This is a genomic window from Vibrio sp. S9_S30, from assembly GCF_014694455.1.
GTDB lineage: Bacteria > Pseudomonadota > Gammaproteobacteria > Enterobacterales > Vibrionaceae > Vibrio.
Map to the genome: position 1 here is coordinate 123,205 of NZ_JAAUWT010000011.1, position 22,850 is coordinate 146,054.

A 22,850-nucleotide genomic window follows, 5' to 3' on the forward strand; every position below is an offset into this window, starting at 1 on the left:
CTTATTAAACGTTAATCGCAATCTATTTGTTTGTAGATTACATTTTGTATTGAAATACTTCCAAAAATAACGTATTGGAATGTATAAGAAAATTGGCTCTGATTTATGATACTCATTTGAATTTCATGCCAAAGGAATATGAGAGAAAAGATGACTAGCTTCTCTACATATGCAAAAAATAAAATGCTAGACCTATACAACAATCATACTCATGAAGTTGGGTCTCAGTTGAAGAAAAATAATCCCCAAAAATACGAAAATTTAGAGGCAACAGACTGTATTACATATGTGCTTAAGGTTTTGTCTCACTCATATAAGAAAATTGGTAATGTGCAGCTTTCTAAAGAGATATGGCTTATGGGGCGAGAAGATAAGCAAAGTAACTTCAGAGGAACGATCTTAGCTAAGAAGTTAGTAAGCAACTACGGTTGGTCAAGTATTTTTGCTACTCCAGACTCCATTCACCCTGAAGATGGTGATGAGGAGCATACTTACGCGACTGTCATGGCAAAGCGACGCTGTGTCTATAGCCCAGATCAAGTCCCAGTCAAATATCTAGTGGCAGACTATTCTCCTACCAAGGAATCTCATCCAGAGTTTCAGAAATTATATCCCAATCTACCTGCTAGAAAGTTAAAAATCTTGGGTTATAAAGAGCTAAAGAAAATACCCTTTGCATTTGGTCTATCTAGAGGGGGGACCCATTGTTGGCTATTCTCAGAAGGTTATGTTTATGAAGTTCATTGGGACAAAGTGGGTAAAGGGCTTTATAGCAAGGTGCCTTTAAAACAATTTGATTGGTTGTCTAGCCTAATTGTTGTTCCAGCCGATACTGAAAGTAAATATAAGCTAAAAACGCTCAATTGTTGGGGGACATAATGAACTTCATAATAGGACGATTTTTATTCCTCATGCTCTTTTTCGTATTTTCTACTGGCATAAATGCGAATTCTTCTATTACCGTCATGAACTATCACGACTTCGGTCCCCCTTCACTAAGTGGAAAACTGTTGGGTGTTGAATGGTTTCAATGGCAATCTCATGGAGACTCTAAGCCGAGGAATTATCCTGTTAAAGTTGTTGTATATGAGGGGTATGATTTAGAAAGGATTGAAAACTTGTATCCCGTTATTTCAATAAAAGAACAAGATTTCAGATATGTAACATTTGATTCAGCTATTGATTTTATTGATTCTTCTTTGGCTGATTTGAATTTACTTCAAGAAGAAGGTGCACCAGTAGCGAATATTATTAGAAAGTTAGAAAAAACGAAAAAGACTCTGTTTCAGAGTCGATAAAGTTGGTCAGTATTTAACTGAAAATGTGATTTCAATTGCAACCGAACTTCTCAAGCTCGGTTGCAATTAAATAACCACAAATGGTCAATACAGATACTGAAACAGCAATCAGGCGTAAGTTTGAATGCGATCGCGGATGTCTTGTAGCGTATGGCGTTTAAGTACTTGCCCGTCTTTGAACACCACTTGAAGCGCGTTTTCACGCCCGTTTAACTCGTCTTCACGGACTGTTTCCCAACTGGATGCTTCGATAACGGCTAAGCGACCTTTTCGAGAGGCTTTATTAGGATCGGTCGCCGGATCTTTGAATACATCGTGCCACTTCCCATCAATGCAAATGGCCGAGGCTTTCATGGCAAACTTCATGGTGTCTCGGTTTACCTTTTGCAGCAGTTCAGCACCCATGCCAAACGCTAAGTTATCGGCACTGATTTCTTTGGATTTAAGTTCAGAGAGAATATGTTCGATGGTGGTTTGAGAGATCCCATCGCCTTGAATGACCCGAACGCAATCTGGCAACATACGGAATCCTTTTTTGTTTCTGTATTCCCCAAATTTAGCCATTAAGCGCTCGATGGTTTGCGCCACAATCTCCACTGGGTTGCCCGAATCAGGGCGAACCACCAAGGTTCCACCACTATTTTCGACTTTAGCTTTTAACTCGTCTCCCCAAATATGATCGATGGCGTGGAACAGGTCATAACTGTCGCTGACAACGGCCACCAAGCTTCCGGGTTTCGCGAATTGGTCTAGCATGTTTTGGTAGGCTAAAGATTCGTTTTTCTGCCCCCACGCCGTTATGGTGCTGTGTTCTGCGGCGGGAATAGAGTAACCCGCAATGTCTTCGTTGTAGTAGCGTTTGGCGTAAACCAACGCAGAAACGGTGTCTGTCCCCATAAAGTTCAATAGATGAGCTAACCCACCGATGGAGGCCGCTTCATTACTTGCTGCGCCACGAGCCCCAAAGTCGTGAAGCTTAAAAGGCAATCCGTCTAGGTTGTCTGCGGTTTCTTCCAGATAGCGCTGAATGATCGATTTGATGGCGAACGATTTGCTGGCGACGGTGGTTGGGTACCAAACCGCTCTCAATAAGGATGTTTCAAGGTAGCTGGTTAACCAAGCGCATTTTGGATCCGTATTTTGAATTTGTACCAAAGGTGTACGCGCAGGCACAACACTGCCTTCAGGCAGCGCTTGGATTTCAATGGGCAGATAGCCTTTGTGCGTCTCCAAAATATACTGCCAGCCAGCTTCATTGAAAGGTTCACCGTGTGCCGTTAATACCGCTTTTGCTTCATCAATGTCTTCCTGAGAAATGGGGTGTGACAGATATTGATCAAGAAACATTTGTAATCCGAAATACACACCTTGTGGGTACTCTCCACCACGGGATTCAATGTAGCTTGAGACGAATTCTGTTTTTGGCGGATATTGAAGGTAATGGGAGGCTTTGTACGAGTCGGTATTCAAAATGATGTTCATGAAACTGTACCTGTCTGTCTAGGTCAGCGGACCCTAACGGCTGAGAAATAAAAGTGAAACAAATGGTTGAGCCCGATTATGTGTATGTCGGTGGTGAATCGCAAGCATTGGTGGGGCGACTTCTGACCTGTGTCCGTTTTCTTGCATAGCTACATATTTATTTCACTACCATAAAGCCTTTTGGCAGCACATGTGGCTGCTTTTTCGATCGTCTTGGCTTCAAAGCGATGGTCTCAACTTCAGAAACGGCAGGGTTCATTTCAGAAAACACGGCGTTCATTTCAAAAAAACAGTGTTAACTTTGATAAAGCTTAGGGGGGATAAGGGTTATGTTCCATTGATAACCAACTCGGGGTTGACCTTCACAATGCGATGACCTGTATCGCCACGCTCCCAAAGTTCGAATGCTCAATGGATCATCTCTTTCACGTTTTGCCTGACCATAAAGGCGTTGTAGGGAACGTAGGCAAGGAAGGGGCGGTTACGCAAAACGGTCTCAACTTGCTAGGGGTTTCGCCCTATGCCTTCAAGATGGTGGTGCGCGTGGGTCATGGCGAGTCGTATTTGTTGATCACCGTGTTGGCGTGTTTTCTTGGCGGTGTCGATCCGTTTGGCGGCCCGTTGCCGAGAGCCCAGAAGAGGTGATGACGGATGGGTTGAGGTTCTTAAGAAACAAAGCCAAACAGTATCGCTTGTTGTCATCCTAATGGGGTGTCTGCCAGATACGCGCTATCTGGCAGATTTACAATGTAAATTCACCTTGTCACTGTTCAATCTGTTGCCCTGTCAGTAGCCAATTAATACCACTTTTGGATAATTTTTGCACAATTCGGATATAGAGCTGGGTACGTGTAGACTATCTTGAGGTCTATATGTAAATAGAATGTTAAAAATCGAGTTTGGTGATGGGTGATGTTAAGCCCTCACAGATTAAAGACATCATTACGAAACGCCGTTTGACGCAATATAGTGAGGAGTGACGGATGCATGACTCCAGAATAAATAACTCTTTGTTTCGCTTGGTCGATCAGGAATTCAGCCAATCGGAAAGGCTACTTTTTTCCTCTGGGAATGTAGCCGAAGTGTGTGACGCCGTTGGGCAAGTCATGAAATCTCATTCGCTTTCAGTAAAAGAAGATCGCACCAAGTTGGACGCAAAAATGCATTTCTTACAGCTGGGTGAAATCTCCGTGAGTCGTCTCCAATATGGAGCGGGTGTGGACATAGAGCCCGGTGCGATGAAGGAATTTTTTCTGGTTCAAATGCCTTTGTCTGGCAGAGCGGTGATTGAAAGCCCGTACAGTGTCGTGGATTCCACGATAAACCTTGCATCGGTCCTTAGCCCTGATGACAGTGTAAGTATGCAGTGGAAGCCAAAGGTTGATCAATTGATGATCAAAATTCCCCGATCATTGATCGAGCGTACCGTGGTCGGCATTACAGGTCATGCTTTGCACGAAGCGGTTCGGTTTGATTTGGGGTTTGAATGGCAAAGAAGCCGAGAGTGGACGAGTCTACTGGGGTACTTGTTGACGTACGCCGCTCAGATTTCCCCTGTTGAAAGTCAGAACAGCTTGATCCTTGGTCAACTCGAACAGTTGGTCGCAACGTGTTTGCTCAGTTGCCATTCCCACAATTACTCTGCTTACGCCGCAAAAAGTAAGCCCTCTATTCGACCTCGCCATGTTCGAATTGCCCAATCGTACATTGATGCGCACGTGAACGAAGACATTACCGCAGAAAGACTGGCAGGGGTCGCGGGCGTGAGCGTGCGCAGCTTATATGGTGGGTTTAAAGACTTTCTTGGTATTAGCCCCATGCAGTACTTGCGAAACCTTAGAATGGAAAAGGTGCATACAGAGCTGCAAGGTGGGCAGGCGCAAAGCGTAACAGGGGTGGCGATGAAGTGGGGGTTTTCTCATATGGGGCGGTTCAGCGTCGCGTATAAACATCGTTATGGTGAAAGCCCAAGCGAGAGCCTAAAACGGTTTTAAGTTTTAAGTTTTAAGTGAGTTTTAATAAAAAAGCCCCTTCCGAAGGTCATACCCATTCGAAAGGGACACGTATTCCGCTTCTTGATCTAATGATCCCTAAGCGTTTACTAGAGAAGTAAATTTCCCTTGATGGAAAACCAGAGGGGACCGCTCTGTAGAATCGATTGAAAGGACGTTACCAATCAAAAGTAGGTGATCACCTGCGGCGTTCTGCTCGACATTTTTACAAACCAGTGTTGCGATGGCTCCTTCAATCATAGGCACACCATGCGAGTTTAAGTGATACTCAACCCCATCGAATTTGTTCTCTATTTTTGAACTGGCAAATCGCATCGCGAGATCTTCTTGATCGCCGGAAAGCACATTGATTGAGAAATGAGTGCAATCACTAAAGTTCGCTAGGTTAGGAGACTGCGTTCCCAAACTCCAAAGTACCAAAGGTGGTGTGAGAGAGAGTGAGGCAAAGGAGTTGATCGTTAACCCAATTGGCACGCCTGTCACGGTACGAGTCGCCACAATCGCTACCCCTGTCGGGTATTTTCCTAATGCATTCCGCAGCACTTTAGGGAGCAAAGTGTCGTTTTCTTGTTGCGTTGATTCTTCATGAATCGTGGTTGAATTGTGCTTCATAAACTGGCCTCCTACGCGCTTTTAGCCGAGTGGGATTCAATAAAATGTTTACACAAATTGGCGTCTTCCCACCAAGGATAAAAATTGGGCGGATGGTTGAATCCGTTGACGATGGTGGAGGCGAGTGATGGGATTTCTTGTGCCGAAGCGAGCAGCTCAAGAATATGAGGTGGGGGAGGAAGCAACAAACTGTTGGTCCAACTCACCACATCGCTCGCGTATTCCCAGAAGGTGTCAAAGGTCTGATTCATCCAGTCGGCGGTAAAACGCTGATCTCCATGCGCCAGAATGGCATCACCATAAATTTTTGCGGCTTTGGTGGCGTTGTTGGAGCCTTGACCAGTAATAGGATCGTTGGTGGCCACCGCGTCGCCCATACCGAATACCAATCGGCCCGAAGGTAATGTCATCACGGGCTTGCGAACGGTTGGAGGAAAGCGACCGGCTAGAATGCCATTTTCATCGGTGAGCTCTACGTGTTGGCAACGCTCGGCTTCCCATGGGAGAAAGGTCTCTAAGATTTTGTTGCTGGTGGCAAGGTGATCTTGTGGGGTACGGATATCGTTCCAGCAATCCATCGGGCCGCCAGGTATCCCTTCAAACACCATGATGTCGCATGGGCCAGAGGTGGTGAACGCTGGGAAGGTAAAGTACTCGCCCACCCCCGGAATCAAGTTAAACGCGACTTGGCTGAAGTCGTCCTGCTCTTTCATGCCATTGACGTAGGTAAGCGCAAGTGCCCGTTGTGGCTTACTGAATGCAGAGCGAGTTTCATCGCGTTCAAAAAGCCGAACGACGTCCCCTTTTCCTGCCGCAAGGAGCACTAAATCGTGGGTGGATGTGAGGTTTTCCAACTCTGGAATACCTACGTCCTCAATAACCAAGTTGCCGCCTTTGGATTCAAAGAGTTCCATCCAAATTGGCATCTTGACGCGTTGATCGACAGCTTGGGCTGGTTTGTCTAATGTGGCGCTCCAATTGATGGCTTTTTCCCCTGCCATTTCTGGATGAGGAACGGAAAAACCGATGCCATCCACGTTCGGGCAATTTGTCTCCCATAGGTTTAAACCTGAGTCGCGCTCAATTTGAAGCGCATCATCGAACATGCACTGACTGGACAAGACGCTTCCTTCTCGAATGCTGTCTGGTGTTCGGTTGGTCACCACGGTCACGCGGTAATCATTGTCTAACAGGCGAATAGCCAAAGGAAGACCTGCCTGTCCTCCACCTACAATGGCGATGCTTCTCATACTCTCACTCCTTTGATAATAAGATGTCTCATTTGTCCGTGATCCCTCACTCGATGCATTATTCTGCTAAGCGAGGAATGGCGGGTTTGGCTTGTTCTGGTCCCATTGCGGAATAGCCGCCGTCCACCGAATAATCCGAACCCGTGACAAAACTGGATAAATCGGACAGCAAAAATGCCACAACGTGGGATACTTCTTCTGGTGTGCCGACTCGACCGGCGAGATGAAAGTCGGCGGCGACGGAATCGGTTTTTTCTCGATTTCCATCGGTTAATTCGTCCATGATTCTCGACCACACCCAACCCGGTGAAACGGAATTGACGCGGATACCATCAGGGGCGAAGTCCATGGCCATACTGCGAGTGGCTTGCAGTAGCGCCGCCTTGGAGGCGGGGTAGAGCCAGCGACCAGTTTGCGCGATGGAAGAGGAAATGCTGGTAAAATTCACAATTGCGCCACCACCTGAAGCCATCATGTGGGGGCGGGCGGCGTTGGACGCCATAATGGCACTGACGAGGTTTGTATTGAGCGCTTGTAACCAATCTTCTCGGCTGGACTCTTTCCCTTCATCTAAGTAAGTTGCCGCTAGGTTCACAAGGAAATGGAGACTGCCGTGAGTTCGCATGGTGGCTTCGATGCCGCTGTTGAGCGCTTCATCGCTTGTGATATCAATTTCGACGTAGCTTAAATTTTGATTGTCCGTGTGAGGGGCTGGCGCAATATCAAATACCACCACCTTTACACCATATTCGAGCAGAGTATTCACGACCCCTTGCCCAATTTTTGTGACTCCACCGGTTACGATGGCAACTTTTCCTTCTAATCCTTTCATCGACCCTCTCCTTGGTTTTGATCTCTAGATTGGTCTACCTGTTGGCAATACCATCATCCTTCTAGATCGGTTCGATCTCTATCCACAATTGAATGCGGGTATCCAAAGTGTGCAGGTTAGTTGGTTGATTGCTAAGAACGAGGAGTCAGCGTTGAAGGCAACTCAAAAGCCCGCGATTTTGTGTCGGCATGGTTTTTTCTGGCGTGGCTTTTCGTGCGTGACTTTTCGTGGATATGATTTTTGTGCGGATATGATTTTTGCGCTGAGATACCGTTTGTTGCGGGCTTGCTACTCGTCATGCTGCTTAAAGTTTGTCTAGCGTGGAGCAAATTTGTCTATTCATCGAATTAGGCAGCAAACTCGAAGAAAAGAGAACGCTTGAGCACTTGTTAAGGAATGTTGGTATTCGTGTAAAAGAAGCGTTCATTTTCTTTGCCTTTTTAAGGCATCTTTAATAAAAAATAAGAACTCCATCTAATATTAATAATAAATACTGAAATTGGGTTGTTTGATATTTTTATTTGTAATCTGAATAATAAAATTGGTTATATTTCTCCAGCTAATTATTAAGAGTGTTATTTTGATTGCGATCAAAATAAAACAATAGGTTAGTGCTAGTATTCGAATAAATGGAGGAGTGTCGTGAATCTATTTAGGAAAGAAGTAATAGAAGAGAAAAAATATATAAACTATGGAGGAAGTAGAGAAGTCCTTACCGAACGGCATGAGTATGTGTTATATATTTCCATGTTTCTAATTGCATCCATACTTATTTTTATTTGCTTTTTTGAATATGGTCGCAAAATTAAAATTTCAGGATATGTAAACCCAAGTTCTGGAATAGTGAAAGTATATTCTCCAAACGATGGGTACATCCGCTTTAAGTACATAAAGGAAGGGCAGAAAGTTTATGACGGAGTTCCTTTAGCAGAAGTTGAATCCTATGATTCTAATATTTTGGGAAGAAATAATCACCAAAAATATGTGGAAATACTAAGGAGTCAACTTGAATATATAAAGAATATGATCAATGAAGAAATAGAATCAAAAGAAGTGGAGGGAAATTTAAAAGTAAATTCAATTAATGGAAACCTAAATAAAATAAGTAGTATACAGAAACAAAAAAAGATAGAAGAAGAGAAAAGAGACCTGATCATAGAGAGAAACAATAAGTACGACAAGGTGTTTTCTAAAGGTTTCATGAGTAATGAAATAATAATTAAAAACAAATTAGAGTTACTACAGGCGAGTAAGTCTATCGAAGAGTTAATTGAAGAAATAGATAGAATTAAAAACGTCAACGATGAACTAAAAGACAAGATCACTCTTGGAGAAATTGAACATCAGAAGAATATAAATAAGCTAAATTTAGAATATTCAAAAAAACAATTGGAAATAATAGATTTAGAGTCTAAGAAAAATATTGAAATCAAATCTAATGTAGATGGGAATGTATCAGATATAAACTTTGAAGTAGGTCAGGAAGTTAAGAAAAATGACTATATAATGTCAATTTTACCTTCTGAAAGCGAACTAGAAGTCATTTTAATGGTTCCTCCTAACGCTTATGGGTACATTCGAGTAGGAGATGATGTCGATATAAGATTTAGAGCTTTTCCTTATGAAAAACATGGAACAATAAAAGCAAAAATAAAAACAAAGTCGGATACGATTTCCTTACCTAGAGAAATTAAAACGCCTATAGAAGCCAGCGAGGGGTTCTACCGAGTTGTGGCGTCTCTAGAATCGGAAACCGTGACTAGGAAAAATGAATCTTACTCAATTAAATCAGGGATGATAGTTGAAGTCAGCATTGTTACTGAAAAAAAGAAAATACTCGATTGGTTATTAGCTCCATTTCACGAAGCTATACATAGAAGCGAAGGTTAAATATGATATATCAATCAGAGAAGTCCGAATGTGGGCTCGCATGCCTATGCATGATTTTAAATTATCATGGAAATAATATTAGCTTAAGTGGGCTAAGGAAAAAACACCCACAATCCTTAAATGGTACCAATTTAGAAAATTTGTTTTCCATATGTGAAAAGCACGACTTATCTCCGAGAGCGGTTCGGATTGAGTTAGAGTCTATCGATAAGCTTAAGACACCCTGTATATTACATTGGGATTTAGATCATTTTATCGTTCTTAATGAAGTGAAAAATAATGTATGTACGATTAGTGATCCTGCACTTGGTGAAAGAAAAATAAAAATAAATGAAGTAGGAAAGCACTTTACAGGTATTGCTTTGGAGTTAACGCCTACTAAGAAATTCGAAAGAAAAAGTAACAGTGATAGAATATCAATACTAGAGTTATTTAAAGATTGCCATGGAGTATATAGCGTAATATTAAAGATGTTTATAATATCGATAGTATTGATGCTGTTTTCTCTAGTTACGCCATATTATATGAGGATTACTTTAGATGAAGTTATTCCTTCCAGTGACAGAAACTTAGCTTTTATATTGTCTTTTGCTTTCTTTTTGGTCTTGTTGTTTAATATCATGTTTAAGCTTATGAGGAGCTTTATATCAATTAGGCTTAATTATTATCTAAGTGATGTTTTAACACTGAATCTCTATAAACATTTGTTTTCACTCCCTATTGAGTATTTCTCTAAAAGGCATTTAGGTGATGTGGTTTCGAGATTTAAATCTTTAAATAATATCAAACAAGTCGCTACATCTAAGCTGGTGGAAATTATACTCGATAGCATAATGTCTATCATTACTTTGCTCTTAATGTTTTCCTATGATGCTATTTTGACGATGATAGTTTTAATATCGTTATCAATGTATATATCATTTAGGTTGCTTTTGTATATACCACTTAAAAGAAATAACGAAGAACTGATTATTAAGTCTGCCTCAGAGAATAGCGAGTTTATGGAGAATGTAAGAGGGGTACAGACGATAAAGCTACTGTCTATGAGTGGATATAAGCTGAATAAATGGCATAACCTATTTATTGATTCACTAAACTTGTCCACTAAAGTGACCTACATGAACAGTTTTTTCTCCCTAGGAAGAACGTTTATATTTGGTATTGAAAACATAGCTATTATATATATTTCAACAGACTACATATTGTCATCAAACGGAAATGATATTTTTACGTTGGGTATGCTAACGGCGTTTATCGCGTATAAAAGTCAGTTTACTGGAACGGCGGCATCGCTGGTCGACAAGTTAGTTCAAATCCGAATGTTAGATATAGACCTAGATAGGGTTTCAGACATCTATCTAAGCGAATCAGAGCAGAACTTAGGCGTTGAAACCCCTAGTCAGTTAGAAGGCCACTTGAGTGTAAAGAATTTATCCTTCAAATACTCAGGTGATAAGTCTTACATTTTTAAAAACATTAGCTTTGTAGCCAATCCGGGCGAAACTATCGCCATTGTTGGTCGTTCAGGTTGTGGAAAAACCACCCTGATTAAGTCCATATTGAAATTGAATCCTCATACAGAAGGGGAAGTGCTGATCGATGGTATAAATATCAATAAATATGACATAGATAAATTGAGATATGAAACATCATCGGTAATGCAAGGTGATTTACTGTTTTCCGGATCTATTCAGGAAAATATCGCCAGATTTTCATCAGATATAGATTTTGATCAAGTGGTTAGATGCGCAAAAATCGCATGTATTCATGATGATATCGTCAGTTTACCTATGGGGTATCACACTCAAATATCCGATTTTGGGAGTGTGTTTTCAGAAGGTCAAAAACAAAGAATTTATTTAGCTCGCGCACTGTATTCCAATCCTAAAATAATCTTCCTTGATGAATTTAGTTCAAATTTGGATTTGAAAACAGAAACGTTAATTTTAGAAAATTTATCAAAAATCAACATTGCCAAAGTAATTATTGCACATAGAAAGGAGGTTATAAATTCTGCAAGTAAAATAGTTACGCTATGATTTTAACAATTAAATTAAGGGAAAAATAATGAGTAATATTAAAATCGATGAAAACGGCTTTATCGAGTTATCGGATTCACCACTACTTAAAGAAATCTCAGGAGGAACAGGGTGGGGATCGGGCCTTGTGACGGTAGACGACGCCTTTGTATCGGAAATCGGTATTGATCCTTTTGGAAAGCTTATCGACCCTGAGCTTAACCAATGTAATACGTGCAATACGTGTACAAATAACGGCTGTGATGGGATGGATCTTGGCAGCATCGACGACCTGATTCTGCCAGGCGCTGGTGATTTCTTCTCACAATACTAATTTATAATATCATTGGCTCTTCTAATAGGGGAGCCATATTTCGGAGTGAAGAATGCTATCTGATCAAGAAAAATTTGAATTAACACGTGCGGTGAATAATTCGTTCCTAAGCCTTACTATTATCCCTACTATGCAATGCAATTTAAGGTGTGTATATTGCTATGAAGAGCATAAAAATATTCATATTTCGGACTCAGATATTAGCAATATTGTAAAATTTATTAAAGAAAAAGCTAATACGCTAAGTAAACTTCATATAACGTGGTTTGGGGGAGAACCGCTCCTAAAAATTAGAATCTTACATAAGCTTTTGGATGAGGTTAATGTAATTTGTGAAGAAAAGGACATTAAATTTTCAAGCTCTATTGTGACAAATGCGACGTTATTAAACGTTGATGTTTTCACCAACTTATTAAAGAAAAATGTAAAGTATTTTCAAATTACGTTTGATGGTGATGAAGAAGCGCATGATAAATTAAGATATTATGTGAATGGACGAGGCAGTTTTCGTGACATATGGGAGAACTTACTTCAGTACCGAGAACGGGATGAATCTTTTACCATAAAAATTCGACTCCACTTAAATGGTGAAAACTCTGAGAGTATTAAGAGTTTTAAGGAGAAATTTGATCGCTCATTTGGGCAGGATTCTCGATTCCAGTTGGATTATCACACCATCTTTAAATCAAAAGTTAACCAAAAAGAAACCATTGTTTCTGATGAAAATATGGTTGAGTCTCGTAAGCAGTTTGAAGAAGTCATCGGTCAAGAAGAGAGAAACAGATACATATGTTATGCGGCGAAACCCAATCATTGGGTTATTAACCCTCGATCAATCGTTTCTAAATGCACCGTTGCTTTAGAAAATAAAGCGAACCATGTCGGTTATCTCAGTAGTGATGGAAAGCTCAATTTGAATGTAAAGCTCGCGAATGAATGGCATGAGAGCTTGTTAAATTTAGATTGGGAATCGATGCGGTGTCCTCTCTTAGGTCTTAAAAAGAAATACAAGTCGATTAATGTTGTTAATATTTAAGTAATACAGATATGAATATTTTCACTGCAAGTAGAGCCCTTGTTTTTATACTGTTGTTATTTCCCGTCATTGCTTATGGTAAGAATGACCGCCTTTCTTTAGAAGAGAGAATTTATGGGTTGTCATTATTATGGAGTAATGCGAAAGAGCATTTTGTTTTTTTAGACGATGACGTCGCGTCGGATTTAGATGAATCATACAAAGACTATCTCAGCAAGGTTGCGAGTGCGGACAACATACATGATTACTATAGAGTTTTGTCCAGATTTTCCGCTTTGCTGAACGATGGTCATACGAAGGTCTTCCCACCCTTTCACCATTTTAAAGACAATATGGATTGGCCAGATCTTCACCTCCAAGATATTGAAGGTGAAGTGTTGGTGACCAGCGTAGGTCAATCATACATAGAAGCCATTCCTTTAGGCTCTACGATGATAGACATTGAGGGCATACCTGTTCAGGAGTACTTGAAAACGGAAGTATTGCCTTATTCCCATGGTTCTTCTTACCGTGATCGATGGCACTTATCGGTTTCGAATGCATTTATGGGGTTAGCAGGTTCAAAGGTAAAGGTGACTTATAAGCTGCCAACAGGAGAAACGAAAAAGGCTGATCTCATTCGAAATTCAAAATCGACGGATGACACATTGGAACATCTAGATATATTTAAACCCAAGAGGAAGTCTGTAGAGTTTTTAATGTTAGATGATGATATCGCGTATGTTGCCATTAATCACTTGAGAAATGATGAAGTATTTTCAAACTTTCTGTCTGTCTTTGAAGACATAACGAAGGCAAAAGGGTTGATTATTGATTTAAGGGCGAATGGCGGAGGCGACACTTCTGTTGTGAATCAAATCATTCCTTATTTGATAGATCAAGACGTTCAAAGCGCTTCTTGGAGAACGAGAATCAGCAATTCATATAACGAGGCGAGAAAAGGTCGCATTTCCGAACACTGGCTCAGTGGCACTGGGAAAACATTAGTGCCCCATGAAAAAGCAGTCAATATTCCTACTCACGTGTTAATAGGGCGAAATACTGGCTCGGCCGCTTTAGATTTTCTTGTGTATCTCAATGGATTGGAGTTGTTTACCAAATATGGCGAAACAACAAACTCCAGCACAGGGCAACCAATCAGTTTTGATCTGCCCGGAGGCGGAAAAGGCATCATATGTGTTAAGCACGACTTTTTCCCAAATGGTGAAGAGTTTGTGGGGATAGGCATAAAGCCGGATGTGGCTATTGCACTCAATAAAGTTCGCATCTTGAAGGGGTATGATGATGTGTTGCAAGTAGCACTAGACGATCTAAGGGGTAAGCTGCTGGCAAGATAAGAAGAACGCACTCAATCACCCATCGTTAATAGGGGATCGGTTCAAGGTTTCTCATTCGTCTACCGACGATCAACGAGCCTGTTTAAGCGCGGAGTTCATTTTTTTTAAAAACAGATCGGCGTGCGTTTTGTTAAAGCACAGAGGTGGTCTGATTTTCAGCGTATTTCCATATTTCCCAGCGCCACCAATGAGCACTTTGTTGTGTTTTAATAGGTTCATGATTGTGTTGGCAAGTTCAGTATTGGGATTGGATTTATCTTGGTCACGACAAAATTCTACGCCAATAAACAAGCCAGATCCCCGAACTTCAGAGATTTCCGAGTAGGTATTTTGTAAATCAACCAATCCGTCTTTTAGGTAGCGGCCAACGCTCAACGATTTACTGATGAGCCTTTCCTCTTCAATCACGTCCAGTACGGCCAATCCGGCTGCCGCTGCGACAGGGGAGCCGCCAAAGGTATTAAAATACCCTGCCTCTTCGGATAATATTTCCAATAGATCTAAGCGAGCAGCAACGCCAGCAACGGGGTAACCATTCGCCATCGGTTTTCCCATTGTGACTATGTCAGGAAGAACGTCGTGTCGTTCGAAGCCCCACATGCTCTCGCCTGTACGGCCAAATCCTGGTTGCACCTCGTCGGCAATGAACAGCCCTCCCTGACGCTGAACTTCCTCCACGGCTTTCTTCAAAAAGCCGACAGGGTGGCTGTAGACTCCGTCACTTGAAAAAATGCTATCGGCAAGTAAAGCCGCGCAGCCGTACCCCTTAGAATTCAGTTTTGCTATCGCCGATTGTACGTTGTGTAAAAATACGTCTTCTGGGGTTTGATTGGTCTGATTTAAATTGTCGATTGCAACGGTCGCAACGTAATCAGGCAGGGCGCGGCTTTTCAGGGCGGAGGGAGACACTTCAGTTACAGCGCTGGTGTTTCCATGGTAAGCGGCTTCGGTCACTATGATCCCTGTTTTGCCTGTATATGATCGTGCGAGCCGTAACGCCAAGTCATTGCTCTCGCTTCCTGTGCAAGTCATTATTAGCCGGTCAATCGAATCGGGTAACGTCCCCAGTAGCCTTTCTGTGTATACATGAACATTCTCGTGTAAGTATCGAGTGTGAATGTTGAGCTTTCGTACTTGATTGGAAATGGCATTAACCACTTTGGGATGGCAGTGCCCGATGGAAGGCACATTGTTGTACACATCAAGATATTGCGAGCCATTGCTGTCATACAGCCAAGCCCCTTTGCCACGCACAATGTGCAAAGGTTCTTGGTAAAAGAGCATCGCGGTAGGGCCAACTGTGTTGAGCCTTCGCTTTACCATTTTGGCCATCTTTGCATCCAGGTTGTCACTGGAGGTGAGATCGAATGCATTGTTGTCTAGTATGTTATTGGCTTTTTTCATAGGAGTGCTTCTTGATTGCCGTGTATCAACTATATCGTCGTGTATTCAGCTATATCGCCGCGTATTCAACTATATCGTCGTGTATTCAACTATATCGCCGTATAGTCAATGACCGTTGTCATCTGTGAATGGTCCGCACGCGTGTAGACCCGTTTCACGGAGCGTTTTAACCTGAACTCGGGATAAGGGATTCGCCGCCCCATTCGCAAGCGATCGGTCGTCTTAAGTTTCGGCTTTTTAGATTAGGTTCGTTAGCATCGCTTATTGAACCAGCACGTGCTTGACATTTAGGGGCGGCGATTTGACAGTATTCGGCGTATTGAAGTAGGGGATCCATGCGGGCTATCAGGAGCGATGTTACCGCAGGAGCAAAGTCAACACAGGAGCATGAGGGTGACATCGAACCGTCTTAGGAAAGCAAATGTGAATTTCGATAGCGTTGTGGGCACATTCCGCTCCACGCTTTAAATGCACGAGAAAACGCGGAGAGCTCAGAGTACCCGAGTGAGAAGGCGACTTCGGTGAGTGGCATGTCGGTTTGGGCGAGATACTTTATGGCGAGCTCTTGTCGGGCGGCTCGAAGCAAGTCGCTGTATCGAACGCCATGTGCATCAAGTTTTCTTTTCACGTGCGCGACGTCTAAATTGAACGTTGCGGCGATTTCACTGACTTTAGGCACTGAGCCACCAAGGCTCACTTTGATTTGATGTTTCACTTCATCCACTAGGTTTTCGGTTTCAGATTTGACTTCTTTACTGCGTTTTAAGGTGGACTCAATCACCGTGTAAAGATAGGGGTCACAATCCGGCATGATCGCATTGAGTGCGCTTTTGTGAAACAAAATGGAGTTAGAGGCTTGATTAAACCGAACCGGACATTGAAAAATGGCTTCGTGTTTTGAGGCGCTATGGTGAAAATTACGGTGTGAAAAATGCACTTCCAGTGGGCCCCAATGGGATCCCAAACCGTGTTTTAATATATTTAAAAAAATGCCTATCGAAAGCTCGGCATCTTGTGTTGCGTTAGTGATGTTCGGATCCAATATTTCATAGTCGAGCCGATAAATGCCTCTATCTTCAACCACATTGAGGTAGGTACTGTCTTGATGGACGGGGAAATAGTGGACAAAGTTGTTCAGTGCTGCATGAAGGGTGGGGGAATTGACGGCAAGATACCCAATGCCTCCCAGCCGATTAGGTTTGAAAGAGGCGCCAAAGAGTAAACCAAAATGGTCCTCTCCTACCTGCATCGCAACCGTATCAAACAAATTGCAGTATTCTCGTAACCCCAATTCATTCAAGGGATCCTCAAGAACCGTCGGTGAAATGTTTGCGCGGCAAAATATCGACTCGATATCGCCACCATAGCGATCAATTAAGTTGACTACTCCATCGGCGGCGGAAGCCAGCACTTTTGGAACAAGCCTTTCGTTACCTGCACTCCTTCGCATAACCGCTCCTCACTGTTCGACTTGTTTTTCTATTTATAACTTTAATATTAAGAATTTCTAGCGAATGTGTCTCATGGTGAGATCTTGCTCTTTTTTGAACCGTGATTCATTTTGCTGGAGGGCAGGGGCAGGGGCAGGGGCAGGGGCGGGATAAGGGCAGTGCATACGTATCTACCCTTTACTGTTTGTAGGAAAGTACTGTTTTTAGGAAAGTACTGTCTGTAGGAAAGGCGATATTCAGATCGAGCGACTCCGGATGCGATTGAGTACCTCGGTAATTTGGTTTCGGGCTTGATGAAGGTCTGCCGTTTTCCCAGACATGAAAATCCGACCCGTTGCCCCCATCATCTGTACGTCGACAATTGTGGTATTTGGTGCCACTCTTTCTGCTTCATTCGCGGCGACACAAGCAAAAAGAGCGGGCATCATCTCGTAAACCAGCAATGACTCGCCGGGAACGATCATGGATGCAGAGCGAGAACGGTTTAAAATGACAGAATGTTGGTCGGAAATGTTGTCAATGATGTCGCTGAACAGGATCTTGGGGGCAAGCTGATCATTTGGCTTGGCACCAATGCCCTCTAAAATGGCTTGACCAGCTTGCATCAAGAGATCGCAATCCGTTGAATGCAGTTCCAGCAAACCAAATTCCCGCTCGGTGTAAAGAATACCAGGCTCCATATCCGGTGCTGCCTTTAGCGCCAGATCCACAATCCTATGGATGGCGAGTGCGGGTTTCACTTCAATGAACAAACTATTTTCGCCCTGAAAAGGGGGGTAGCCTCTTGCTCTAATCGGCGTACTTAAATAGGCAGCAAACTGGGGCTGCAGATCCATTATCGGTAGATACACACGTAGTTCAGTCATGAGTCCATTCTTCTTCGTGTTTAGCAGGTGTGGTGACTCGTACCCATCTTCATTCTGTATCTGGGTAACAGACCGTCGCCTTAGTTATTTTTGTGAAACAGCCTTGAAATGAGCGGCTAAATCCGGGTGAGGCCGTGGGATAACGTGCACAGAAATAAGCTCTCCAACTTGGTTTGCGGCTTCTGCTCCAGCCTCAGTAGCCGCTTTTACTGCGCCCACTTCACCATTAACGATAATGGCCACCAAACCATCGCCCACCTCTTCACGCGTCACGATACTGACATTGGCTGCCTTAACCATCGCATCAGCGGAAGCCAGTGCTGCGACATACCCTTTGGTTTCAATCATTCCAATTGCTTGCTGTGTCATAATGTTCTCCAATGATGTTCAAACTGTTTGGTTTACCGTGTCTTGACAACGAACGCGTAGCCAGACGTCGTATTCAGTCAAGCCATGTTGTCGTTGTCTATCGTACCGATGATGATCGCATCTACAATTGCTTGATTTTGCTGAAAATATTCAGTAGCAACAGACCCTTGAGCGATCAACACCGATTCTCCCTTGCCACAACCCAACGGGTCGTAAGCAATCATGTGATTTCCACCATCCAACTCAACTTCGAGCAGTGCGCCTGAGGGTAAGGCGTCAATTCGCTTGGTTGACCATATGTGACCAATAACTCGACCTTTTAACATGATGCCTTCCTTTCAACAGAAATATTTCGTCGGCGTAAGATGTCGCTGGCAAGTGGCGTAAAACGAACTCGTTTACCGACGACAAGGCGTTGCGTGTTTGCCCCTAGAGAGTCGACTTGTCTTTCCGTTACCAACCCGGTTTCGACATACACCGTGGTGCCTTTTGGCTGGCTGACTTCGCTTACCGCTGGATCGCACGATGCACTTACGGGGTTGGGCTCAGCATGTCGTGTTAAACAAAATATCCATCGACCTTGCTCTATCTCGCTTCGAGATTTTCCGTCCTTGGTTATCGTTAGAAGTCGCTCAACAAACGCCATTAAATCCTTATCGTTGTTGATGCTAACGTGTTCTTGTCGAACTCTTGGCCTAGGCGACGTTGCAGCAAAGGCACCGGTCTCTTGGTGACGTTTGGTCATCTCTTCTGTCAGGACGTCTCGTATGAATTGGCGCAGCTCGTCTGATGGCATCGTTTTCTCCATTACTCGGCACCAAGTTGTCGAAGCGCTTGCTCGGCGGCTTCTCGGGCATTGCGGATTTCGGCTTCATCACCAGACAGATACAATCGACCATTTGGTCCTATCATTCGACAATCAATAACTTTGATGTTTGAAGCCTTTTCGGCTTCATTGCAGGCGTAAAGTGCGTACGATGCGGGCTGCATTTCGAGGACAAATAGGGATTCGCCGCCAATTATCATGGATCCCATTTTGTTTCGGTTTATCAAAAAAGCGTGTTGAGTATCTACACGGCTAATAATTTTTGATGCCAGAATGTTGGGTTTGAGCGCGTCGTCGGCGTTCGCACCCAAAGCATCAATCACAGCCCCAGCCGCAGATTTCACTTGAGAAGGCGAGCGAGAATGAACCTCTAAATAGCCGAATTGGCGTTCAACAACCAAGATACCCGCCCCCACTTCAGAGTATTTCAATGCCACGTCCGTTAAGGGTTCGATGTCTAATCCGGGTGCGACTTCAATGATCTGAGCAGACATGTTGCTCCTCGGCAATGAGCCTCGCATCCATGTGCTGACATAGCTTAATGTCTGGGGTTGAAATTGGTCGATGAATATAAAAGATCTAAGCTCCGCCATACCTTGTGCCCTTAATGCTTCAGCGAATTGCTGAGTTCTTCAATAATGATCCGTCGAATCTGCTCTCTCATGTCCATGCTGGGTAACGGTGAGAGCTGTGATGCCGAGTGAGGTGGGGTAGTGGGGGGCGACGACAAAAGTGGGCCGACCTGAGATCCCGATATTGCGTTATCCAACTTGGATGCGAACACGGGTGCGAACTCCAATCCCGAAATGAGGTGTTCGAAATCACCAAATTTTTCACAGGCATCTTGGTTGTAGGCTATTCGAGTCCAGTGCACCAAATGTTGAGGTCCGATATTTTCTCCGATGGAGCTGCGCCCAAAATACCCTGTCCCAATGGTAAAAGAGGGATTCAAATGGGTCTGAAATCCTGCGGCTCCTTGGCTGCAAGGGGCGTTCAAAATCACTCGATACGCATCGACGGCTTCGGCGAATTCCAAAATAAGCGCTTCATCTGTGGCGTGCAGTGCTGCCGAGTGACCAGCGCCTGTCATTCGCAATTGTCCTCTTGCCTGAGCAATGGCTTGGCGACGACTGCTGGCGACAAAGAAGCCGATCACTGGGCAGAGTTTTTCTTTTGAAAGCACCTCTTCATGACCAATGCATTCTATTGGAGTGACCAGAATCAACGTGCCATCAGGAACACAGATGCCAGCTTCGGATGCAATCCACCTCGCACTTTTACCGATGGCTTTGGTGTTAAACCCTTTGTCATGAAACAGGAATTGTCGCAGTCGCTGGCTGTCCTGCGGCGAACAGAGGTAACCTCCGGACTCTGATAGCGCATCACGAAGAGAGGATTCACACTCTTGCAGTGTAATGATGACGGATTCATTGGTGCATAACACGGAATTATCGAACGATTTACTGTCTACGATGTAGTGCGCTGCGCGTTCAATATTGGCCGATGAATCGACAAAAACGGGTGCGTTGCCCGGTCCAACACCAATGGCTGGGTTAGAAGAAGAGTACGCCGCCCTAACCATGGGCGTCCCACCGGTTGCCAAAATGACATCGGTTTTTGCTGAGCGCATACAGGCATTGACCAAAGGTAAACATGGCTCTTCAATCACTTGAATGGTGCCTGCCGGAGCCCCGGCCGCTTCCGCCACTTTGGCCAGATACTGGATCGCATGCATCGAACATTCTCTGGCCGCGGGGTGGGGGCTTAACACAATCACGCTTCGTGTCATCAGGACGGATAGCACTTTAAAGTTGATGGTCGCAATAGGGTTGGTCGATGGGATAAGTGCAAAGACCACCCCCGCAGGCTTCGGTATTTCAACGATCTTATTTTGGGCGCAAACCCTAGGGGTAACAAAATCGTGGTCATGGTAGTGTTCCAGAAAGTGCTTACTCGCGAATTGATTCTTCAACGTTTTGTCTTTTGCCACTCCAAATCCGGTTTCCCGAACAGCCCACTCACCGTATTGGTCTGCTTTCTCATAAGCCGCGTCAGCGACAGAATGTACAATACGCTGAACCTGCTCTTTGGAATATTGACGATATATTTGGCTTGCCCAATGAGCACGGTTGAGAACCGAGTCTGCCATTTCATCCCAATGAGAACTGGATGCATAGGCTTCTCTTGAAGTTGACGTTGATGTTGCTGACTGCGTCATCGCATGCTCCACGCTTTCTTAATCCTCTTAGAACAGACCTTCTGTGAGGCACTATGGGTTATGACGTTGGTCAATTTTGCCGGACTGTTCAACACTGATTCGTCTTAAGTGGTTCTAGCATGATGCAATCCATGCGCAGCGGCTTGACATTTAAGTGATGATTTTTGACATCAAGGATGTGGGATGAAAAGTGGGATGAAGAGGGGAAAGGGGAGATGAAGGGAAAGATGAAGATGAAGAGAGTGAACAAAGCGCTAATAGAGAATGTTAAACATACCCTAAGGTTGGAAAACGGCTTTCGAACCGCAGGAGACGGTATGGGAGAACCGTCACGGCTTTGTGTCTGCAGGGTTCATTGGTTTGACAACTTAACTGAAAGGATACGAATGGGGCTATCCGTATTTCAATCCGTGGCGCGATCTTGATCTTATTGAGCCCTTTTGTAGAGCTCTTGGCCGACTGACCCGAGATCCAGTGCTGGGCTTTGGGAAGCCGCACTCACAGGATCTATGACGGTGTTTTTGGAAGCAAAATGTCAACGGATGCTGCCTGCATGGCAGACATAATATTGTCACTTGGTCCTTTGTCTGAAATGACAGTGAGTTTAGGGTTCCACTCTTGATACTGTGCCAAAGAGGTCGCATCGTATTTACTGCTATCAATCAGAAGGTAGGTTTTCTCTGCGCTATCAATCATGGCCGAATAGATCTCACCGGGTTCCATCAGGGCATAGAGCCCAGATTCGTTTACCCCAGATGCCCCGACAAATGCTTTGTGTGCGGAGAATTTTCGAATGGTATTGATGGTATTTGAACCCACGGTTAACCCTTCACTGGCATTCAGCTTTCCCGGCAATATTTCAACACTGACATTCGGGTTTTTTGAAACCGTCGTCGCGAATGGAAGGGAATGAGTGACAATCGTGATGGGGAATTTCAAAGCCGCTATTTTCAACGCAAATCGCATCGTCGTCGAGCCGCCGCCAACCATCAGCAAATCGTTTGGTCGAATAAGACTCGTCGCCATTTCAGAAATCTGATCGCGCTCTTTGATCATGAGTGATTGGCGTTCACTGATACCGGGTACCGCAGCGCTAAGGCTGACGGCGCCCCCAAACGTTCGAGAAATTTTCCCCTGCTTCGAAAGTGCAGCCAAATCTCGCCGGATTGTTTCCGGTGAAACATTCAAGCTTTCGACCAACTCTTGGACTTTTATTTGAGGAAAAAGGTGGAGCTCATCAACGATTTTAGCTTGGCGAGCTTCTTTTTTTGATAGCGTTTTTTCCAACATCTCATTATTTCCAGTATTAGTAGGTCTACGTTAGCACAAAAGCAAAATGTGTATCTTCAGTCATTTTCTGACCATTCTGCCCGACTTCACATAATTGACGATAGACATCATTTATTCAATTGGATTTTAGTCGTTCATCTTTTTGGCAAAAAAATCAATGAAAACAGCGCAAAAGATTCATTTCTTACATATAAAGTGAACTCAGAGAGGAAACTATCAGAAAAAAATGTACTTGCCAATAGTATCGCTGCTGGTCAAGATGTAACCAGTAAACGGTCATTTTAATGACCATTGTCGGGCATTTTGTGGAATTTAAAGCCTCAGA

Annotated in this window: 21 protein-coding genes; 8 read left to right on the plus strand and 13 right to left on the minus strand. The window is 43.7% G+C overall.

The window, feature by feature from the left end:
• Positions 1 to 138 precede the first annotated feature (138 nt).
• Positions 139 to 879, plus strand: a complete 741-nt coding sequence (locus HC752_RS14450; protein ID WP_190335876.1) for a hypothetical protein — start codon at positions 139 to 141, stop codon at positions 877 to 879.
• Positions 879 to 1,298 (plus strand): hypothetical protein, encoded by a 420-nt coding sequence (locus HC752_RS14455; protein ID WP_190335877.1) that lies wholly within the window; start codon positions 879 to 881, stop codon positions 1,296 to 1,298. Before HC752_RS14450 ends, HC752_RS14455 begins: the two co-directional genes overlap by 1 nt.
• Positions 1,299 to 1,406: 108 nt before the next feature.
• Here HC752_RS14455 and HC752_RS14460 read toward each other — a convergent pair whose 3' ends face one another.
• Entirely contained in the window at positions 1,407 to 2,780 is a 1,374-nt protein-coding gene (locus HC752_RS14460) for a nicotinate phosphoribosyltransferase (RefSeq protein ID WP_190335878.1), read from the minus strand.
• Between the two features lie 983 nt (positions 2,781 to 3,763).
• Between HC752_RS14460 and HC752_RS14465 the strand changes: the two genes are divergently transcribed.
• Positions 3,764 to 4,774 carry an AraC family transcriptional regulator gene (locus HC752_RS14465; RefSeq protein WP_190335879.1) on the plus strand — a complete coding sequence of 337 codons (1,011 nt, stop codon included), beginning with the start codon at positions 3,764 to 3,766 and terminating at the stop codon, positions 4,772 to 4,774.
• 96 nt (positions 4,775 to 4,870) lie between these two features.
• Here HC752_RS14465 and HC752_RS14470 read toward each other — a convergent pair whose 3' ends face one another.
• The 3 genes from HC752_RS14470 to HC752_RS14480 are packed head-to-tail and all read right to left on the minus strand — an operon-like array spanning position 4,871 to position 7,486.
• Entirely contained in the window at positions 4,871 to 5,404 is a 534-nt protein-coding gene (locus HC752_RS14470) for a flavin reductase family protein (protein ID WP_190335880.1), read from the minus strand.
• An 11-nt stretch (positions 5,405 to 5,415) separates the two neighbouring features.
• Positions 5,416 to 6,654, minus strand: coding sequence for a styrene monooxygenase/indole monooxygenase family protein (locus HC752_RS14475; RefSeq protein ID WP_190335881.1), 1,239 nt, complete (start codon positions 6,652 to 6,654; stop codon positions 5,416 to 5,418).
• Between the two features lie 58 nt (positions 6,655 to 6,712).
• Entirely contained in the window at positions 6,713 to 7,486 is a 774-nt protein-coding gene (locus HC752_RS14480) for an SDR family oxidoreductase (RefSeq protein WP_190335882.1), read from the minus strand.
• Positions 7,487 to 8,128: 642 nt separating this feature from the next.
• On the opposite strand from HC752_RS14480, the gene HC752_RS25295 reads away from it, so the two are divergent.
• From HC752_RS25295 to HC752_RS14505, 5 genes are read left to right on the plus strand one after another with little or no spacing between them, the layout of a single operon-like run.
• Positions 8,129 to 9,376 (plus strand): HlyD family efflux transporter periplasmic adaptor subunit, encoded by a 1,248-nt coding sequence (locus tag HC752_RS25295; RefSeq protein ID WP_190335883.1) that lies wholly within the window; start codon positions 8,129 to 8,131, stop codon positions 9,374 to 9,376.
• A gap of 50 nt (positions 9,377 to 9,426) precedes the next feature.
• Entirely contained in the window at positions 9,427 to 11,415 is a 1,989-nt protein-coding gene (locus tag HC752_RS14490) for a peptidase domain-containing ABC transporter (protein WP_238930525.1), read from the plus strand.
• Between the two features lie 28 nt (positions 11,416 to 11,443).
• The gene (locus tag HC752_RS14495) at positions 11,444 to 11,728 is read left to right on the plus strand and encodes a hypothetical protein (RefSeq protein ID WP_190335885.1); all 285 of its coding nucleotides are present in this window, start codon (positions 11,444 to 11,446) and stop codon (positions 11,726 to 11,728) included.
• 52 nt (positions 11,729 to 11,780) lie between these two features.
• A complete protein-coding gene (locus HC752_RS14500) occupies positions 11,781 to 12,764 on the plus strand; it encodes a radical SAM protein (protein ID WP_190335886.1) in 984 nt (327 codons plus the stop codon).
• 11 nt (positions 12,765 to 12,775) lie between these two features.
• Positions 12,776 to 14,101 carry a S41 family peptidase gene (locus tag HC752_RS14505; protein ID WP_190335887.1) on the plus strand — a complete coding sequence of 442 codons (1,326 nt, stop codon included), beginning with the start codon at positions 12,776 to 12,778 and terminating at the stop codon, positions 14,099 to 14,101.
• 69 nt (positions 14,102 to 14,170) lie between these two features.
• Here the strand turns inward: HC752_RS14505 and HC752_RS14510 are convergent, their stop codons facing one another.
• The 9 genes from HC752_RS14510 to HC752_RS14550 form a co-directional block, all read right to left on the minus strand.
• A complete protein-coding gene (locus HC752_RS14510; protein ID WP_190335888.1) occupies positions 14,171 to 15,505 on the minus strand; it encodes an aspartate aminotransferase family protein in 1,335 nt (444 codons plus the stop codon).
• A gap of 409 nt (positions 15,506 to 15,914) precedes the next feature.
• On the minus strand, positions 15,915 to 16,955 hold the full coding sequence (gene qhpR, locus HC752_RS14515; RefSeq protein WP_190335889.1) for an AraC-like transcriptional regulator QhpR: 1,041 nt from the start codon (positions 16,953 to 16,955) through the stop codon (positions 15,915 to 15,917).
• 237 nt (positions 16,956 to 17,192) lie between these two features.
• The gene (locus HC752_RS14520) at positions 17,193 to 17,822 is read right to left on the minus strand and encodes a microcompartment protein (protein WP_190335890.1); all 630 of its coding nucleotides are present in this window, start codon (positions 17,820 to 17,822) and stop codon (positions 17,193 to 17,195) included.
• A gap of 84 nt (positions 17,823 to 17,906) precedes the next feature.
• Complete coding sequence (locus tag HC752_RS14525; RefSeq protein ID WP_190335891.1) at positions 17,907 to 18,191, minus strand: BMC domain-containing protein; 285 nt, start codon at positions 18,189 to 18,191, stop codon at positions 17,907 to 17,909.
• A 77-nt stretch (positions 18,192 to 18,268) separates the two neighbouring features.
• The gene (locus tag HC752_RS14530; protein WP_190335892.1) at positions 18,269 to 18,517 is read right to left on the minus strand and encodes a EutN/CcmL family microcompartment protein; all 249 of its coding nucleotides are present in this window, start codon (positions 18,515 to 18,517) and stop codon (positions 18,269 to 18,271) included.
• Positions 18,511 to 18,987, minus strand: a complete 477-nt coding sequence (locus HC752_RS14535; RefSeq protein WP_190335893.1) for a hypothetical protein — start codon at positions 18,985 to 18,987, stop codon at positions 18,511 to 18,513. The genes HC752_RS14530 and HC752_RS14535 overlap by 7 nt, the downstream gene beginning before the upstream one ends.
• 11 nt (positions 18,988 to 18,998) lie before the next feature.
• Complete coding sequence (locus HC752_RS14540) at positions 18,999 to 19,511, minus strand: BMC domain-containing protein (protein WP_202987901.1); 513 nt, start codon at positions 19,509 to 19,511, stop codon at positions 18,999 to 19,001.
• Between the two features lie 110 nt (positions 19,512 to 19,621).
• Positions 19,622 to 21,235 carry an aldehyde dehydrogenase family protein gene (locus HC752_RS14545; protein WP_190335895.1) on the minus strand — a complete coding sequence of 538 codons (1,614 nt, stop codon included), beginning with the start codon at positions 21,233 to 21,235 and terminating at the stop codon, positions 19,622 to 19,624.
• A 507-nt stretch (positions 21,236 to 21,742) separates the two neighbouring features.
• Positions 21,743 to 22,525, minus strand: coding sequence for a DeoR/GlpR family DNA-binding transcription regulator (locus tag HC752_RS14550; protein ID WP_190335896.1), 783 nt, complete (start codon positions 22,523 to 22,525; stop codon positions 21,743 to 21,745).
• Positions 22,526 to 22,850: the final 325 nt, after the last annotated feature.